This window comes from Pseudomonas sp. GD03944 (assembly GCF_029839275.1).
In the GTDB taxonomy this organism is placed as follows: Bacteria; Pseudomonadota; Gammaproteobacteria; order Pseudomonadales; family Pseudomonadaceae; genus Aquipseudomonas.
Genome location: NZ_JAOCAH010000012.1, coordinates 98,996 through 116,308 on the forward strand (window position 1 = coordinate 98,996; position 17,313 = coordinate 116,308).

Annotated in this window: 15 protein-coding genes; 11 read left to right on the top strand and 4 right to left on the bottom strand. The window is 62.7% G+C overall.

Annotated elements, in window-relative coordinates; all coding sequences use genetic code 11:
• Positions 1–31: 31 nt before the first annotated feature.
• The 10 genes from glyQ (at position 32) to N5C28_RS18300 (ending at position 10,438) form a co-directional block, all read left to right on the top strand.
• Positions 32–979, top strand: coding sequence for a glycine--tRNA ligase subunit alpha (gene glyQ / locus N5C28_RS18255; protein WP_279824535.1), 948 nt, complete (start codon positions 32–34; stop codon positions 977–979).
• Positions 976–3,030 (top strand): glycine--tRNA ligase subunit beta, encoded by a 2,055-nt coding sequence (gene glyS, locus N5C28_RS18260; protein ID WP_279824536.1) that lies wholly within the window; start codon positions 976–978, stop codon positions 3,028–3,030. Before glyQ ends, glyS begins: the two co-directional genes overlap by 4 nt.
• 90 nt (positions 3,031–3,120) lie before the next feature.
• Positions 3,121–3,654, top strand: coding sequence for a D-glycero-beta-D-manno-heptose 1,7-bisphosphate 7-phosphatase (gene gmhB / locus N5C28_RS18265; RefSeq protein ID WP_279824537.1), 534 nt, complete (start codon positions 3,121–3,123; stop codon positions 3,652–3,654).
• Between the two features lie 32 nt (positions 3,655–3,686).
• Positions 3,687–4,460 (top strand): lysophospholipid acyltransferase family protein, encoded by a 774-nt coding sequence (locus tag N5C28_RS18270; protein WP_279824538.1) that lies wholly within the window; start codon positions 3,687–3,689, stop codon positions 4,458–4,460.
• Between the two features lie 229 nt (positions 4,461–4,689).
• The gene (locus tag N5C28_RS18275) at positions 4,690–5,313 is read left to right on the top strand and encodes a CDP-alcohol phosphatidyltransferase family protein (protein ID WP_279824539.1); all 624 of its coding nucleotides are present in this window, start codon (positions 4,690–4,692) and stop codon (positions 5,311–5,313) included.
• A 10-nt stretch (positions 5,314–5,323) separates the two neighbouring features.
• Positions 5,324–7,081, top strand: a complete 1,758-nt coding sequence (locus N5C28_RS18280; RefSeq protein ID WP_279824541.1) for a bifunctional alpha/beta hydrolase/class I SAM-dependent methyltransferase — start codon at positions 5,324–5,326, stop codon at positions 7,079–7,081.
• Positions 7,081–8,433, top strand: a complete 1,353-nt coding sequence (locus N5C28_RS18285; protein ID WP_279824543.1) for a phosphatase PAP2/dual specificity phosphatase family protein — start codon at positions 7,081–7,083, stop codon at positions 8,431–8,433. Before N5C28_RS18280 ends, N5C28_RS18285 begins: the two co-directional genes overlap by 1 nt.
• Entirely contained in the window at positions 8,423–8,872 is a 450-nt protein-coding gene (locus N5C28_RS18290; RefSeq protein ID WP_279824544.1) for a hypothetical protein, read from the top strand. Before N5C28_RS18285 ends, N5C28_RS18290 begins: the two co-directional genes overlap by 11 nt.
• An 11-nt stretch (positions 8,873–8,883) precedes the next feature.
• On the top strand, positions 8,884–9,504 hold the full coding sequence (locus N5C28_RS18295) for a lysophospholipid acyltransferase family protein (RefSeq protein WP_279824546.1): 621 nt from the start codon (positions 8,884–8,886) through the stop codon (positions 9,502–9,504).
• 1 nt (position 9,505) lies between these two features.
• Positions 9,506–10,438, top strand: a complete 933-nt coding sequence (locus N5C28_RS18300; protein WP_279824547.1) for a phosphatidate cytidylyltransferase — start codon at positions 9,506–9,508, stop codon at positions 10,436–10,438.
• A gap of 74 nt (positions 10,439–10,512) precedes the next feature.
• Here the strand turns inward: N5C28_RS18300 and gyrB are convergent, their stop codons facing one another.
• Genes gyrB through dnaA form a run of 4 tightly spaced genes read right to left on the bottom strand, consistent with a single transcriptional unit; the run spans position 10,513 to position 16,648 of the window.
• Entirely contained in the window at positions 10,513–12,930 is a 2,418-nt protein-coding gene (gene gyrB, locus N5C28_RS18305) for a DNA topoisomerase (ATP-hydrolyzing) subunit B (protein WP_279824549.1), read from the bottom strand.
• A gap of 4 nt (positions 12,931–12,934) precedes the next feature.
• Complete coding sequence (gene recF, locus N5C28_RS18310; protein ID WP_279824550.1) at positions 12,935–14,038, bottom strand: DNA replication/repair protein RecF; 1,104 nt, start codon at positions 14,036–14,038, stop codon at positions 12,935–12,937.
• Between the two features lie 8 nt (positions 14,039–14,046).
• The gene (gene dnaN / locus N5C28_RS18315; protein WP_279824551.1) at positions 14,047–15,150 is read right to left on the bottom strand and encodes a DNA polymerase III subunit beta; all 1,104 of its coding nucleotides are present in this window, start codon (positions 15,148–15,150) and stop codon (positions 14,047–14,049) included.
• Between the two features lie 31 nt (positions 15,151–15,181).
• A complete protein-coding gene (dnaA, locus tag N5C28_RS18320; RefSeq protein WP_279824553.1) occupies positions 15,182–16,648 on the bottom strand; it encodes a chromosomal replication initiator protein DnaA in 1,467 nt (488 codons plus the stop codon).
• A gap of 523 nt (positions 16,649–17,171) precedes the next feature.
• Here dnaA and rpmH point away from each other — a divergent pair.
• Entirely contained in the window at positions 17,172–17,306 is a 135-nt protein-coding gene (gene rpmH / locus N5C28_RS18325; protein ID WP_003246698.1) for a 50S ribosomal protein L34, read from the top strand.
• Positions 17,307–17,313 lie beyond the last annotated feature (7 nt).

Genomic DNA, 17,313 nt, shown 5'->3' on the forward strand with positions numbered 1-17,313 from the left:
TCCGTCGCCAGCCTCAACAGGTGAATTTTCCGTGAGCCAGACTACGCCTGCCGTGCGCACCTTCCAAGACTTGATCCTCGCCCTGCAGCAGTACTGGGCCGAGCAAGGTTGCGTGGTGCTGCAGCCCTACGATATGGAAGTGGGCGCCGGCACCTTCCACACCGCCACGTTCCTGCGCGCCATCGGCCCGGAGACCTGGAACGCTGCCTACGTGCAGCCGTCCCGCCGTCCCGCCGACGGCCGCTATGGCGAGAACCCCAACCGCCTGCAGCACTACTACCAGTTCCAGGTGGTGCTCAAGCCGAACCCGGAAAACTTTCAGGAGCTGTACCTCGGCTCGCTGAAGGCCATCGGCATCGACCCGCTGGTGCACGACATCCGTTTCGTCGAGGACAACTGGGAATCGCCGACCCTCGGCGCCTGGGGCCTGGGCTGGGAAATCTGGCTGAACGGCATGGAAGTCACGCAGTTCACCTACTTCCAGCAAGTGGGTGGCATCGAGTGCTACCCGGTGACCGGTGAGATCACCTACGGCCTGGAGCGCCTGGCCATGTACCTGCAGGGCGTGGACTCGGTGTACGACCTGGTCTGGACCGACGGCCAGTTCGGCAAGGTCACCTACGGCGACGTGTTCCACCAGAACGAGGTGGAGCAGTCCACCTACAACTTCGAACACGCCAACGTCGACAAGCTGTTCGAGCTGTTCGACTTCTACGAGTCCGAAGCCAACCGCCTGATCGAACTGGAGTTGCCGCTGCCGACCTACGAAATGGTCCTCAAGGCGTCGCACACCTTCAACCTGCTCGATGCCCGCCGCGCCATCTCGGTGACCGCGCGCCAGCAGTACATCCTGCGCGTGCGCACCCTGGCTCGCGCCGTGGCGCAGAGCTACCTGCAGGCACGCCGCAAACTCGGCTTCCCGCTCGCCACCCCCGACCTGCGTGATGAAGTATTGGCCAAGCTGGAGGCAGCAGAATGAGTGCACGTGATTTCCTGGTAGAGCTGGGCACCGAAGAGCTGCCACCCAAGGCCCTGAAGACCCTGGGCGAGGCGTTCCTCGCCGGCATCGAGAAAGGCCTCAAGGCCGCCGGCCTGTCCTACAGCGCCACCCGCTACTACGCCGCCCCGCGCCGCCTGGCCGTGCTGGTCGAGCAGTTGGCCACCCAGCAGCCGGACCGCGCCGTGAACCTCGACGGCCCGCCGATCCAGGCCGCCTTCGACGCCGACGGTAACCCGACCCAGGCCGCCCTGGGCTTCGCCAAGAAGTGCGGCGTGGACCTGGCCGAGATCGACCGCAGCGGTCCCAAGCTCAAGTTCAGCCAGAACATCCCGGGCCAGGCCGCTGCCGGCCTGCTGCCAGGCATCGTCGAAGCCTCGCTGAACGAACTGCCGATTCCCAAGCGCATGCGCTGGGGCGCGCGCAAGACCGAATTCGTCCGCCCGAGCCAGTGGCTGGTGATGCTGTTCGGCGACGAGGTGATCGACTGCGAGATCCTCGCCCAGACCGCCGGCCGGGTGTCGCGCGGCCATCGCTTCCACGCCAACCACGAGGTGCGCATCAGTGCGCCGGCCAGCTACGCCGAAGACCTGCGCAGCGCCTATGTGATCGCCGATTTCGCCGAGCGTCGCGCGCAGATTTCCGCCCGCGTCGACCAGCTGGCCGCCGAGCAGCAGGGCAGTGCCATCGTGCCACCGGCCCTGCTCGACGAAGTCAGCGCCCTGGTCGAATGGCCGGTGCCGCTGGTCTGCTCCTTCGAGGAACGCTTCCTCGAAGTGCCGCAGGAAGCGCTGATCACTACCATGCAGGACAACCAGAAGTACTTCTGCCTGCTGGACGCCAACGGCAAGCTGCTGCCGCGTTTCATTACCGTGGCCAACGTCGAGAGCAAGGACCCGGCGCAGATCATCCACGGCAACGAGAAAGTCGTGCGCCCGCGCCTGACCGACGCCGAGTTCTTCTTCAAGCAGGACAAGAAGCAGAAGCTGGAAACCTTCAACCAGCGCCTGGCCAACGTGGTGTTCCAGGCCCAGCTGGGCTCGGTCTACGACAAGGCCAAACGCGTGTCCGGCCTGGCGGCATTCATCGCCGAACGTGTTGGCGGCGACGCCCCCCGTGCGGCGCGCGCCGGCCTGCTGTGCAAATGCGACCTGGCCAGCGAGATGGTCGGCGAGTTCCCGGAGATGCAGGGCATTGCCGGCTACTACTACGCCAAGCATGACGGCGAAGCCGACGACGTGGCCCTGGCCCTGAACGAGCAGTACATGCCCCGTGGCGCCGGCGCCGAGCTGCCAAGCACGCTCACCGGTTCCGCGGTGGCCCTGGCCGACAAGCTCGACACCCTGGTCGGCATCTTCGGCATCGGCATGCTGCCCACCGGCAGCAAGGACCCCTATGCCCTGCGCCGCGCTGCCCTCGGTGTGCTGCGTATCCTGATCGAGAAGCAGCTGGACCTGGACCTGGTCGCGACCATCGGTTTCGCCATTTCCCAGTTCGGCGACAAGGTCAAAGCCGCGGGCCTGGCTCCGCAGGTGCAGGATTTCATTTTCGACCGCCTGCGTGCGCGTTACGAAGACGAAGGCGTAGACGTGGCCGTCTACCAGGCGGTGCGTGCGGTCAACCCGGTGTCGCCACTGGACTTCGACCAGCGCGTGCAGGCCGTGCAGGTCTTCCGCAAGCTGCCGGAAGCCAACGCCCTGGCTGCCGCCAACAAGCGCGTGTCCAACCTGCTGAGCAAGGCCGACGGCAATGTCGCGCCGAGCATCGAAGCCCATTACTTCGACACGCCGGCCGAGTTCGCCCTCAACGCCGCGATCCAGCAAGCCGACCAGGCCGTCCAGCCGATGGCCCAGGCCCGTGAGTACAGCGCGGCGCTGGCCCACCTGGCCAGCCTGCGCGAGCCGGTGGACAGCTTCTTCGAGGCGGTGCTGGTGAATGCCGAGGACCCGTCCGTCCGGGCCAACCGCTACGCCTTGCTGGCCAAACTGCGCGGTCTGTTCCTGGGTGTCGCCGATATCTCGGTGCTGGGCTGATCGTCGGATAACCGGCCGTCGGGGTAACCCACGGTCGGTTAGTCCGGTAAGGGGGCCTGCCGCCAGGCGGGTGCCCGCCACGGAGTCGTTATGAAGCTGCTGATTCTCGACCGCGACGGTGTCATCAACCAGGACTCCGACGCGTACATCAAATCCCTCGAGGAATGGATTCCGATCCCCGGCTCCATCGAGGCGATCGCTCGCCTGTCCAAGGCCGGCTGGACCGTGGCCGTGGCCACCAACCAATCCGGTCTGGCCCGCGGCTATTACGGCCCTGAAGCACTCGAAGCGATGCACGCGCGGTTGCGCGAGCTGGTGGCCGAGCAGGGCGCTGAAGTGGGCCTGATCGTGCATTGCCCCCACGGCCCCAACGACGGCTGCGACTGCCGCAAGCCCAAGCCGGGCATGCTCCGGCAGATCGCCGCGCACTACGGCGTTTCCCTCGACGGGGTATGGTTCGTCGGCGACAGCAGTGGTGACCTGGAAGCCGCGTGCACCGTCGATTGTCAGCCAGTCCTGGTAAAGACCGGGAAAGGCATGATCACCGCCGGCAAGGCATTGCCAGCAGGAACCCTGGTATTCGATGATCTGGCGGCAGTTGCCGCACACCTTCTTCATTCATAAGGCAGGCTCCGCCTGCGACGGTAAACGTGCCCATGTCGACAGTGCAGACCCTCAGAACCATCCTCTTCTATCTGCTCCTGTCCTCCAGTGCGTGCATCTGGAGCGTGATCAGCATGTTCGTTGCGCCGTTCCTGCCGTTCCGGGCGCGCTACCGCTTCGTCAACCAGGCCTGGTGTGCCTGGGCGATCTGGCTGGCCAAGGTCCTGGTGGGCATCCGCTACGAGATCAGCGGCCTGGAAAACATCCCGCAGAAGCCCTGCGTGATCCTCGCCAAGCACCAGAGCACCTGGGAAACCTTCTTCCTCTCGGCGCTGTTCGAGCCCATGACCCAGGTGCTCAAGCGCGAGCTGCTGTACGTGCCGTTCTTCGGCTGGGCCATGGCCATGCTCAGGCCGATCGCCATCGATCGGGACAACCCCAAGGCCGCCCTCAAGCAACTCGCCAGCAAGGGCCATGAGCGCCTGGAGCAGGGCGTGTGGGTACTGATCTTCCCGGAAGGCACGCGCATTCCGCCGGGCCAGATCGGCAAGTTCTCCCGTGGTGGCGCCGCCCTGGCGGTCAACGCCAACCTGCCGGTACTGCCCATCGCTCACAACGCCGGCGAGTTCTGGCCGAAGGAAGGCTGGGCCAAGTACCCCGGCACCGTGCAGGTGGTGATCGGCCCGGCGATGTACGCCGAAGGCACCGGCCCGCGGGCCATTGCCGAACTCAACGACCGGGCATTTGCCTGGGTCAGCCAGGCACAACGGGAAATCGGTCACCTGCCGCCCGAAACCGCCCCGGTGGAGTCGGTCGAGGTCGCCTGACCGCGCTGTGGATAACCTGTTGAGGAATTTAATTTTCTTTAGAAAAAAAGCTTATAACTGTCTGATTTAACGAATTTTTATGTTGCACCCTGTTTGTCGATAAATTGGGCATAAGTTTTCTTCGCACCGTTGCATGACGCAGTTCACGCACGGTGTAGAGCCGCCAGGAGGCGCAAACGGCTAAGCTGGCACGATCCAGTCGTTAAGCCGCGATGAAACGGAGTTCGCCATGCTTTCGATCTACCAGCTCAAACCCCGCTTTCAGGCGCTGCTGCGCCCCCTGGTGCAGCAGCTCTACACCCACGGCGTCACCGCCAACCAGGTCACCCTCACCGCTGCCGTCGTCTCCGTGCTGCTGGGTCTGCTGCTCGCGGTGTTCGTCAGCCAGCTCTGGCTGTTCGCCCTGATTCCTTTGTGGATGCTGCTGCGCATGGCGCTCAACGCGGTGGACGGCATGCTGGCCCGGGAATTCGGCCAGCAGTCGAAACTGGGCGCCTACCTCAACGAACTCAGCGACGTGATCGCCGACGCCGCGCTCTATCTGCCCTTCGCCCTGCTGCCCGGCGTATCGCCGGTGCTGGTGGTGATCCTGGTGCTGCTGGCGGTTGTCAGCGAATACGCCGGAGTGATGGGGCCGATGATTGGTGTGTCGCGCCGCTATGACGGCCCCATGGGCAAGAGCGACCGCGCCTTCTGCTTCGGCGTGCTCGGCGCCGGCGTGGCCAGCGGCCTGCTGCCCCTGGGCTGGATCGATGCGCTGCTGCTGCTGATCACCGCACTGCTGCTCTATACGCTGTACAACCGCGTGCGCCAGGGTCTGGCCGAAGCGGTTGCCCCCTCTGTCTCGGAGTAAGGAAAACCCGATGAGCGAAGCCACCACCCAGCACTTCACCACCCACGACGGGGTCGACCTGTTCTACCGCCACTGGGCCGCCACGGATGCCCCGGCCGGCACACCCCGGCGCGCCATCGTGCTGTTCCACCGCGGCCACGAGCACGGCGGCCGGATGGCCCACCTGGTGGATGAACTGCAGCTGGGCGGTTTCGACTTCTTCGCCTGGGACGCTCGCGGCCATGGCGAATCGCCGGGCGAGCGGGGCGACAGCCCGAGTTTCGCCACCAGCGTGCGAGACGTACAGACCTTCATCGACCATATCGCCGCCACCCACGGCCTCGCCACCGAAGACATGGTGGTCCTGGCGCAGAGCGTCGGCGCGGTGATCGTGTCCACCTGGGCCCATGACTACGCTCCCAAGGTCCGCGCCCTGGTGCTCGCCTCGCCGGCCTTCAAGGTCAAGCTCTACGTGCCCTTCGCTCGCCCCGGCCTGAAGCTGATGCGCGCCTGGCGCGGCAACTTCTTCGTCAACAGCTACGTCAAGGCCAGGTTCCTGAGCCACGATCCGCAGCGCATCGCGTCGTTCGAGGCGGACCCGCTGATCACCCGCCCTATTTCTGTGAACATGCTGCTGGGCCTCTACGAAGCCGCCGATCGGGTGGTGGCCGATGCCCAGGCCATCCAGATCCCTACCCAGCTGCTGGTATCCGGCAGCGACTTCGTGGTGCACCGCAAACCCCAGGAGCAGTTCTTCGCGCGCCTGGGCAGCCTGCGCAAGGAGCTGCATGTGCTCCCCGGGTTCTTCCACGACACCCTGGGCGAGCGCGATCGGGAACATGCCCTGGCGCGCATCCGCCGTTTCGTCCTGAAAACCTTCGAGGAACCGCTGCAGCGCCCCTCGTTGCTGGATGCCGACCGACTGGGCTGGAGCTGCGCAGAAGCCGAGGAGCTGGCCGCTCCGCTGCCGAAGAACTCGCCGCGTGACCTTTACTGGCGCGCCACCCGGGCCAGCATGAAGTTCGGTAGCGGTCTTTCCGCCGGCGTGAAACTGGGTTTTGACACCGGCTTCGACTCCGGCAGCACCCTGGACTATGTGTACCGCAACACCCCCACCGGCACATCGCCGATCGGCAGGCTGATCGACCGCAACTACCTCAACTCCATCGGCTGGCGCGGCATCCGCCAGCGCAAGGTGCATGCCGAGGAATTGCTGCGTCTGGCCATGGCCAGGCTGCGGGAGCAGGGCCAGGGGGTGCGCATCGTCGATATCGCCGCCGGCCACGGCCGCTACATCCTCGAAGCGCTGGAGCAGGGCACAGAGAAGCCCGATTCGATCCTGCTGCGCGACTACAGTGATATCAACGTGCGCGACGGCGCGGCCCTGATCGCCCAGAAGGGCCTGGGCGATATCGCCCGTTTCGTCAAAGGCGATGCCTTCGACAAGGCGGACCTGGCAACGCTTGATCCCAAGCCGACACTGGCGGTGGTATCCGGCCTGTATGAGCTGTTCGGCAGCAACCAGATGGTGGGTGACTCCCTGGCCGGTCTGGCAGCCGCCGTGGAGGAGGGTGGCTACCTGGTCTACACCGGCCAGCCGTGGCACCCGCAGCTGGAACTGATCGCCCGCGCCCTCACCAGCCACCGCGGTGGCCAGGCCTGGGTCATGCGCCGTCGCAGCCAGGCGGAAATGGACCAGCTCGTGGAAGCCGCCGGCTTCCGCAAGCTGACCCAGCGCATCGATGAGTGGGGCATCTTCAGTGTGTCCCTGGCGCAGCGGGTGTCCTGATGACGCCCGCCGTGGTTCTCCGGGAAGCCGGATTATGGAAGCGCGGCGTACTCTGGCTGTTGTTGCTCGCCCCGCTGTTCTTCAGCACTTATGGCTTCGCCAACTGGTTCACCGGCCAGCGCGATGACGTCGGCAGCCTGGTGTTCGGCTGGGAACGGCACATGCCGCTGTGGCCCTGGACGATCATTCCCTACTGGTCGATCGATCTGCTCTACGGCCTGTCGTTCCTGCTGCCGGCCAGCCGCGGCGAGATGGACCGGCATGGCCTGCGCCTGCTCACCGCCCAGGTGATCTGCATCGCCTGCTTCCTGCTCTGGCCCCTGCGCTTCACCTTCGAACGGCCGGAACTGGACGGCCTGTTCGGGCTGATGTTCGACGTACTGATGGGCTTCGACAAACCCTTCAACCAGGCGCCATCGCTGCATATCACCCTGCTGGTGGTGCTCTGGGCCTGCTTCGCTCACTACGCCACCGGCCTGTGGCGTGTGGTGCTGCATACCTGGTTCTTCCTCATCGGGCTCTCGGTGCTGACCACCTGGCAGCACCACTTCATCGATGTGCCCACCGGCCTGCTCGCCGGCTTCCTCTGCCTGTGGCTGTGGCCGAGCGAAGGGCGCAGCCCGTTGCTGGCCTGGCGCCTGGCGCGCGATTCCGGACGGTGGCGCCTGGCCTTGCGCTACAGCCTTGGAGCGGCGCTGTGCAGCGTGCTGGCGGTGAACATCGGTGGCGCGGCGTTGTGGCTGCTGTGGCCGGCCCTGTCTCTGCTGCTGGTGGCGCTGAACTATGCGCTGTTCGATGCCCGGGGGTTTCAGAAACGTGCCGATGGCCGCCTGAGCGCGGCCAGCAATTGGTTGTTGGCGCCCTACCTGCTCGGCGCCTGGATCAACTCCCGGGCCTGGACCCGGCGGCACCCGCAGCCTGATGAAGTCGCCGACGGCATCTGGCTCGGGCGCATCCCGGCGCCCGGGGAGGGCCATTCATTCGCGGCCATCGCCGACCTCTGCGCCGAGTTGCCCTGCAAGGCCGAAGGGCGTGTGTACCGGGAACTGGCAACCCTGGACCTGATCGCTCCCAGCCCTCAGCACTGCCTGGATGCCGCTGTGGCCATCGAAGACCTGCGTCAACATGGGCCGGTCCTGGTGTGTTGCGCCCTGGGGTATTCGCGCAGCGCCACCGCGGTGGCAGCCTGGTTGCTGCACACAGACCGCTGCACGAGCGTCGCAGAGGCGCTCGATCGCCTGCGCCAGGCTCGCCCTCAGGTTGTCCTGGGAGAGGCTCACCAACGCGCTCTGCAGGCCTTGCTGGCGCTTCCGGCGCCTTCTGTTACCGGTGAGGTCGTCCATGGCCAGTGACCTGCAACTGCAACTCGTGGCGACCCTGTTACGCCGGGGCAAGGCCATCGACCGGCTGTCCAGCGCTGTGCTCTTGCTGGCCCTGGCCATCGGCCTGTCGCCATTGCTCGGTGTAGCAACATCACTGCTTGCCGCCGGGCTGTGCACGGCACTGGTGGTATTGGGTGGCGTACAGAAGTTCTATGCCATCCGGGTAGCCATCGATGCCGAGCTGTTTCAGCACCTGTCCCAGGCGCCCGATCAGCTAGAGCGGCGCACCGCGGAACTCGACCAGGCGCTGCTCGGCCTTGGTCAACCTGCCGCCAATGCCGGACGCTCCTGGGCACAACGCAGCCAGGGCGCACTGGGTTTGTTGCGGCGCCAGGCCCTGTGGTGCGGCCTGCAATTGCTCGTCGCGGTGTCGGCCGTGCTGCTGATGCCCTGGCTGTCGAACGGATAAGGACCACGCTCATGCTCGCTTCTTTCGTTGCATTCCTCATCACCTCAGGCGCGCGTCTGCTCACCGGCGCCCGCGCGCTGTGGCTCGGCAGCACACCGCTGCCGGTGCAGCGCATCTATTACGCCAACCACAGCAGCCACGGCGACTTCGTGTTGCTCTGGGCTTCGCTGCCTCCCGAGCTGCGTCAGCGCACCCGCCCGGTCGCCGGCTCGGACTACTGGATGAAGGGTGGGCTGCGCAGCTTCCTGATTCAGCGCGTGTTCAACGGTGTGCTGGTGGACCGGCAACGCAGTTCCTCCGACCACAATCCACTGCAGGCCATGCTCGACGCCCTGGAGCAGGGTGATTCACTGATCGTGTTCCCGGAGGGTACGCGCAACCTGGAGGAGGGCTTGCTGCCGTTCAAGAGCGGGCTCTACCACCTGGCCAGGGCGCGCCCCGATGTCGAGGTGATCCCGGTGTGGATTGCCAACCTCAACCGCGTCATGCCCAAGGGCAGGGCTTTGCCATTGCCGCTGCTGTGCACCCTGAACTTCGGCGCTCCGCTGGGCATGGGTGAAGAGGAGGGCAAAGAGGCGTACCTCGAACGTGCCCGCGATACGCTGCTGGCCATGGCGCCCGAGGAGGTCTGAGATGGATCGCAATACCCTTCTGCTGTTCGCCGGTATCGGCGGCATCCTGCTCCTGGCGAGCATCATCGGGCGCGTGCTGAAATTCCGCGCAGGCAACGAACCCCACCCGGTCATCGACAACCTCAACGCGCGCATCAACGCCTGGTGGGTGATGGTGCTGGTGATCGGCTTCGCCTTTCTGTTCGGCAACGTCGGCGTGGTGGTGCTGTTCTACTGCGTGTCGTTCTACGCCCTGCGCGAGTTCATGACCCTGACACCGACCCGGCGCAGTGACTACCCGGCGCTGGTAGCCGCCTTCTACTTCGCGCTGCCGATGCAGTACCTGCTGGTGGGCATCGGCTGGTACGGCCTGTTCGCCATCTTCATCCCGGTCTACCTATTCCTGCTGCTACCAATCCTGTCGTCCCTGGGCGGCGACACCACGCGCTTCCTCGAGCGAACGTCCAAGGTGCAGTGGGGACTGATGATCGCGGTGTATTGCATCTCCACCGTACCGGCGCTGCTGACCCTGGAGATCCCGGGTTACGAAGGGCGGCAGTTGCTGCTGATCGCCTGGCTGGTGATCGTGGTGCAACTGTCGGACGTGTTGCAGTACGTATGCGGCAAGCTCGCCGGGAAAACCAAGATCGCGCCCAACCTGTCACCCTCCAAGACCGTCGAAGGCTTCGTCGGTGGGGTAGCGCTGGCCACGCTGATTGGCGCGTCGCTGTGCTGGATCACGCCGTTTGCCTTCTGGCAGGCCGGGCTGTTCGCCCTGCTGGTCTGCCTGCTCGGCTTTGCCGGTGGCCTGGTGATGTCGGCGATCAAACGCGACCGCGGCGTGAAGGATTGGGGGCACATGATCGAGGGCCACGGCGGCATGCTCGATCGCCTCGATTCGGTGTGTTTCGCCGCCCCGGTGTTCTTCCACATGGTGCGCTACTGGTGGGCCTGAAGACACGTTGCGTAACTCACTGATTAAAAACAAAAAACCCGGCCTAGGCCGGGTTTTTTATTGGAGCGAGACCGTCAGACGTCCAGGTTGGACACCGCCAGGGCGTTGGTTTCGATGAAGTCACGGCGCGGTTCGACTTCGTCACCCATCAGGGTGTTGAAGATCTGGTCAGCGGCAATGGCGTCTTCGATACGCACCTTGAGCATGCGGCGCACTTCCGGGTCCATGGTGGTTTCCCACAGCTGGTCCGGGTTCATCTCGCCAAGACCTTTGTATCGCTGGATGCTGTGGCGCTTGGTGCTTTCGGTCATCAGCCAGTTCAGGCCTTCCTTGAAGGTGCTTACCGGCTTCTTGCGTTCGCCACGCTGCACATAGGCACCGTCTTCCAGCAGGCTGTTGAGCTGATCGCCGAGGCTGGTGACCGTCTTGTAGTCGTTGCTGGAGAAGAAATCACGGTTGAAGGTGATGTAGCTGGAGATGCCGTGGGAGATCAACTCGACTTCCGGCAGCCACAGGTGGCGCTCGGTGTCTTCGCGCAGGCTGGTCTTGTAGACCAGACCTGACTTCTCCATGGTCTTCAGACGGGCGTCGAACAGCGACAGCCAGTTCTCCATCAGCGGCTTGCTGGCCAACTGCTCCAGGCTGACGGCCGGCAGGTAGACGAAGTGCTCGGTCAGCTCCTGCGGGTACAGGCGCGACAGACGCCTGAGGGTCTTCATCACCAGGCGGTAGTCACCGACCAAGCGCTCCAGCGCCTCGCCCGCGAGCCCTGGGGCGCTTTCGTTGACGTGCAGACTAGCGTCCTCCAGGGCCGACTGGGTCATGTACTCTTCCATGGCCTCGTCGTCCTTGATGTACTGCTCCTGCTTGCCTTTCTTGACCTTGTACAGCGGCGGCTGGGCAATGTAGATGTAGCCGCGCTCGACCAGCTCCGGCAGCTGACGGAAGAAGAAGGTCAGCAGCAGGGTACGAATGTGCGAACCGTCGACGTCAGCATCGGTCATGATGATGATGTTGTGGTAGCGCAGCTTGTCGATGTTGTATTCCTCGCGGCCGATGCCACAGCCCAGGGCGGTGATCAGCGTGCCGACTTCCTGGGAGGAAATCATCTTGTCGAAGCGTGCTTTTTCGACGTTGAGGATCTTGCCCTTGAGCGGCAGGATTGCCTGGGTCTTGCGGTTACGTCCCTGCTTGGCAGAGCCGCCCGCGGAGTCCCCTTCCACGATGTACAGTTCGGATAGGGCAGGGTCCTTTTCCTGGCAGTCCGCCAGTTTGCCCGGCAAGCCTGCGATGTCCAATGCGCCTTTGCGGCGGGTCATTTCACGGGCCTTACGGGCCGCTTCACGGGCGCGGGCCGCATCGATCATCTTGCCGACAACGGCCTTGGCTTCGTTCGGGTTTTCCAGCAGGAAGTCGGAGAAGTACTTGCCCATCTCCTGCTCGACCGCGGTTTTCACCTCGGAAGAAACCAGCTTGTCCTTGGTCTGGGAGCTGAATTTCGGGTCGGGTACTTTCACCGAAATGATCGCGGTCAGGCCTTCACGGGCGTCATCGCCGGTGGTGGAAATCTTGTGCTTCTTGGCCAGGCCTTCCTGCTCGATATAGGCGTTCAGGTTACGGGTCAGTGCCGAGCGGAAGCCCGCGAGGTGAGTACCACCGTCGCGCTGCGGGATGTTGTTGGTGAAGCACAATAGGTTCTCGTTGAAGCTGTCGTTCCACTGCAGGGCGATTTCAACGCCTACGCCGTCATCACGCTGAACGTTGAAATGGAACACCTGGTTGACGGTGCTCTTGTTCATATTGAGGTATTCGACGAAGGCACGCAGGCCACCCTCGTACTTGAACAGCTCTTCTTTACCGGTGCGCTCGTCCTTCAGGAAGATGCCGACGCCCGAGTTCAGGAAGGACAGCTCACGCAGGCGCTTGGCCAGAATGTCCCAGCTGAAGTGAATGTTGGCGAAGGTTTCTTCGGACGGTTTGAAGTGAATCTGGGTACCGGAACCTTCGGTATCGCCCACGGCCGCGAGAGGCGCCTGAGGCACGCCATGGACATAGGTCTGCTCCCAAATCTTCCCGCTGCGGCGGATGGTCAGAACGAGCTCCTTGGACAGGGCGTTCACCACCGACACACCTACGCCGTGAAGGCCGCCGGAGACCTTGTAGCTGTTGTCGTCGAACTTACCACCGGCGTGCAGGACGGTCATGATGACCTCTGCCGCGGACACACCTTCATCCTTGTGGATGTCCACCGGAATACCGCGGCCGTTGTCGCGCACGCTGATGGATTCGTCCGGGTGGATGGTGATGGTGATTTCGCTGCAATAACCAGCCAGGGCTTCGTCAATCGAGTTATCGACCACCTCGAAGACCATGTGATGCAGACCGCTGCCATCGTCAGTGTCACCGATGTACATACCTGGTCGCTTGCGTACGGCATCCAGGCCTTTCAAGACCTTAATACTGTTGGAGTCGTACGTTTGGTTTTCGCTCATGCCTTCACTCCCGATGGTCGTGGGTCTGGGTGATACAGCCATGTTCCACGTGGAACATGGAAACCGGCGTATCCGTGCGCCAGCCTTCCCTCAACAATTCATGATCTACGCAGGTGATGAACACCTGGCAGTGCAAATCTTCCAGCAATCGGCACAATGCGAGCCGGTGCTGGTCATCCAGTTCTGACGGTAAGTCATCCACCAGATAGATACATTGGCCATGTTTGGCCTCGTTCACCAAATGGCCCTGGGCAATCTTAAGGGCACATACCACTAACTTCTGCTGACCACGCGACAGTATTTCAGCCGCGTTGTGTGCGCCAAGTCGAAGGCGCAGATCCGCTCTTTGGGGACCAGACTGGGTGTGGCCAATCTGTTGATCACGAGAAAGAGACGACGCCAGCACTTCCTGAAGATCGCGCTCCTTGTCCCAACCTCGGTAGTAACTCAGGGTCAAACCACTCAGCTCGACCAACTCTCCAAGGGTGCGTTCGAATACTGGCTTAAGGGCCTGGATGTAGGCGCGCCGATAGCCGTCGATTTCATCGCTGGCAAGGCACAATTCGCGGTCCCAGGCCGCTTGCGAAGCGGCGTCAAGTGTACCACGGCGCAGCCATGAGTTCCGCTGTCGCAGGGCCTTCTGCAGGCGTTGCCACGCCGGCAGGAAACGAGGTTCCACGTGGAACACTCCCCAATCGAGAAACTGTCGGCGAATCTTGGGGGCACCTTCGAGGAGCCTAAAGCTGTCTGGGTTGATCAGTTGCAACGGCAGCAGTTCAGCCAATTGAGCGGCGCTACGCGCGTTCTGCCCATCGATGCGAATCTGGAATTCGCCCTGACGATCGCGGGAAATTCCAAGGTTGCTCTGGCGTTGATCCGCGAGCTGGACCTGACCGAAAACCGTACAGGCGAGTTGCTCATACTGAATGACCGGAAGCAAACGGGCACTGCGAAACGAACGCGCCAAGCCAAGCAGATGGATGGCTTCCAGCACGCTGGTTTTGCCGCTGCCATTGGCGCCGTGGAGGATGTTGATACGCGGGGAGGGGGAGAGTGTCACCGGGTGCAGGTTACGCACCGCGGTGACAGTGACGCGGGTGAGAGACATTGAAGCGGTTACAGGCGCATCGGCATAACGACGTACGCGGAATCGTCGTTGTCAGCTTCCTGTACCAGTGCGCTGCTGTTCGCATCGGAAAGAATCAGTCGCACCTGCTCGGTGGTCATCACACCCAGCACGTCCAGCAGGTAGCTGACGTTGAAACCGATCTCCAGCGCCGAGCCGTTGTAGTCTACGGCGATCTCTTCTTCCGCTTCTTCCTGCTCCGGGTTGTTCGCCTGGATTTTCAGCAGGCCGGCAGCCAACTGCAGACGGATACCACGGTACTTCTCGTTGGACAGAATTGCGGTACGGCTGAACGCTTCGCGCAAGCCCTGACGATCGGCCACCACCAGCTTGTCGCCACCACGCGGCAATACACGCTCGTAATCCGGGAACTTGCCGTCGACCAGCTTGGAGGTGAAGGTGAATTCGCCAGTGGTTGCACGGATGTGGTGCTGACCCAGCACGATGCTGACGCTGCCGTCCTGTTCGGTCAGCAGGCGGGCCAGCTCGAGAATACCTTTGCGCGGCACGATGACCTGGTGACGCTCGACCTGTTCGATGGCGGCTTCCATCGAGCACATGGCCAGGCGGTGGCCGTCGGTGGCGACAGCGCGGAGCACACCGCTCTGCACTTCCAGCAGCATGCCGTTCAGGTAATAACGCACGTCCTGCTGCGCCATGGCGAAACTGGTGCGCTCGATCAGGCGACGCAGCTTGCTCTGCACCAGGCTGAAGGTCAGGGAGCCCGGGCCTTCTTCAACGGTCGGGAAATCGTTGGCCGGCAGGGTGGACAGGGTGAAACGGCTGCGACCGGCTTTCACCAGCAACTTCTGGTCGTCGACGCGGATGTCGATCAGCGCGTCGCTCGGCAGGCTTTTGCAGATGTCCATGAGCTTGCGCGCCGGTACGGTGATTTCGCCCGGTTCCGCGGCATCTTCCAGGGTGACGCGTCCAACCAGTTCGACTTCGAGGTCGGTACCGGTGAGCGACAGTTGCTGGCCTTCAACTACCAGCAGCACGTTTGAGAGAACCGGCAAGGTCTGGCGGCGTTCCACGACGCCGGCGACCAGTTGCAGGGGTTTCAACAGGGCTTCGCGTTGAATGGTGAAGTGCATGGTCTAGTCCCTTGCCTCGTGGAGTTGCGTATTAGGTTGTCAGTGTACGCAGCAGGTTCTTGTAGTCCTCGCGGATGTCCGCGTCGGATTCCCTAAGTTCAGCAATCTTACGGCATGCATGCAATACCGTGGTGTGATCGCGGCCGCCGAAGGCATCGCCAATTTCCGGCAGGCTGTGGTTGGTCAGTTCCTTCGACAGCGCCATGGCGACCTGCCGTGGTCGGGCGATGGAGCGCGAGCGCCGCTTGGAGAGCAGATCGGAAATCTTGATCTTGTAGTACTCGGCCACGGTGCGCTGGATGTTGTCGATACTGACCAGCTTGTCTTGCAGCGCCAACAGGTCCTTCAGGGATTCGCGAATCAACTCGATGGTGATGTCGCGGCCCATGAAGTGAGAGTGGGCGATGACTCGTTTCAATGCACCTTCCAGCTCACGCACGTTGGAACGAATGCGCTGAGCGATGAAGAAGGCGGCATCATGGGGCAGGTCGATCTTGGCCTGGTCGGCCTTCTTCATCAGGATCGCCACCCGGGTTTCCAGCTCCGGTGGCTCGACCGCCACCGTCAGGCCCCAGCCGAAACGCGACTTGAGGCGTTCTTCCAGGCCTTCGATTTCCTTCGGATACCGATCGCTGGTGAGGATCACCTGCTGGCCGCCTTCAAGCAGTGCGTTGAAGGTGTGGAAGAATTCTTCCTGGGAGCGTTCCTTCTTGGCGAAGAACTGAATGTCATCGATCAGCAGTGCGTCCACCGACCGGTAGAAACGCTTGAACTCGTTGATGGCATTCAGTTGCAGCGCCTTGACCATGTCGGCCACGAAACGCTCGGAATGCAGGTACACGACCTTGGCGTTCGGGTTCTTCTGCAGCAGGTGGTTGCCCACCGCGTGCATCAGGTGCGTCTTGCCGAGGCCGACGCCACCGTACAGGAACAGCGGGTTGTAACCGTGCTTGGGATTATCGGCGACCTGCCAGGCAGCCGCGCGGGCCAACTGGTTCGACTTGCCTTCCACGAAGTTGTCGAAGGTGAAGGTACGGTTCAGGTAACTGGTGTGCTTGAGCGCACCCTCGACCTGAACCGAACGCTCGGTACGGACCGGCTGGACAGCAGGCTGAGCCATGGAATCGAAGCGCGCACGGGACGGTTCCTGCTGCGCGTACATGTCCACCTGAGTGGTGGGCATCGCGGCAAGCGGCGTTTCGACCTTGGCAGGCGCTGGCGAAGGCGTTATCGCAGCACGCGGTGCGGAACTGCGTTTGCTGCCTATTAATAAGGACAGGGCAGGCACCAGGCCGTTGGTCCGTTCGGACAGCAGCTCGAGCAGACGACTCAGGTACTTTTCATTCACCCAGTCGAGCACGAAACGGTTGGGTGCATAGACACGGAGCTCGTCGCCTTCGGCTTCGACCTGCAGTGGACGGATCCAGGTGTTGAATTGCTGGGCAGGCAGTTCGTCACGTAGAAGCTCTACGCACTGCTGCCAAAGTTCCACGGACACTGATATCCCCTAAATCTGGAGGCTTCGACGCCAAAAAACAGCGGTCATTGTAGCCGCCAACGCCAGAGTTATCCACACGAAAACGATTTTATGGCCAAGTAAAATCAAGATGTTATGACTTTACGGGCCATCAGAACGCCGCCCGGGAAGTCTGTGGATAACCGCCCCTGAGCGCTCGGGACAACCCCAGGGATAACCCGGTTGAAAACCTGGCTGTGGGTAATTTCGCCTTTCATCCTCAGCTTATGCGCGGCAAAACCACAAGCCTGGCACCGTTTTCTGACAGACTTACCCTTGCCTGGAAGCTCCGCCGTTCCTGGCTTCTGATGAGTTATGCACAGACGAAGGCTGCCCTAAGCATTACTAACACTTCTATCCTCTTTAAACATTCTCTTCTTTATATTTCATAATTCACTCGAATGACTGGTTGGAAATTGACCTGACCCTCGGCTTTCTCTACAATCGCCGGTCTCTTAAAACGGGGGCCATTCCGGCCCGTAGTCGACCACCCAGGTAACGCACCATGAAACGCACTTTCCAACCCAGCACCATCAAGCGCGCTCGCACCCACGGTTTCCGTGCCCGTATGGCCACCAAGAACGGCCGTGCTGTCCTGTCGCGTCGTCGCGCCAAGGGCCGCAAGCGTCTGACTGTCTAATCATTCA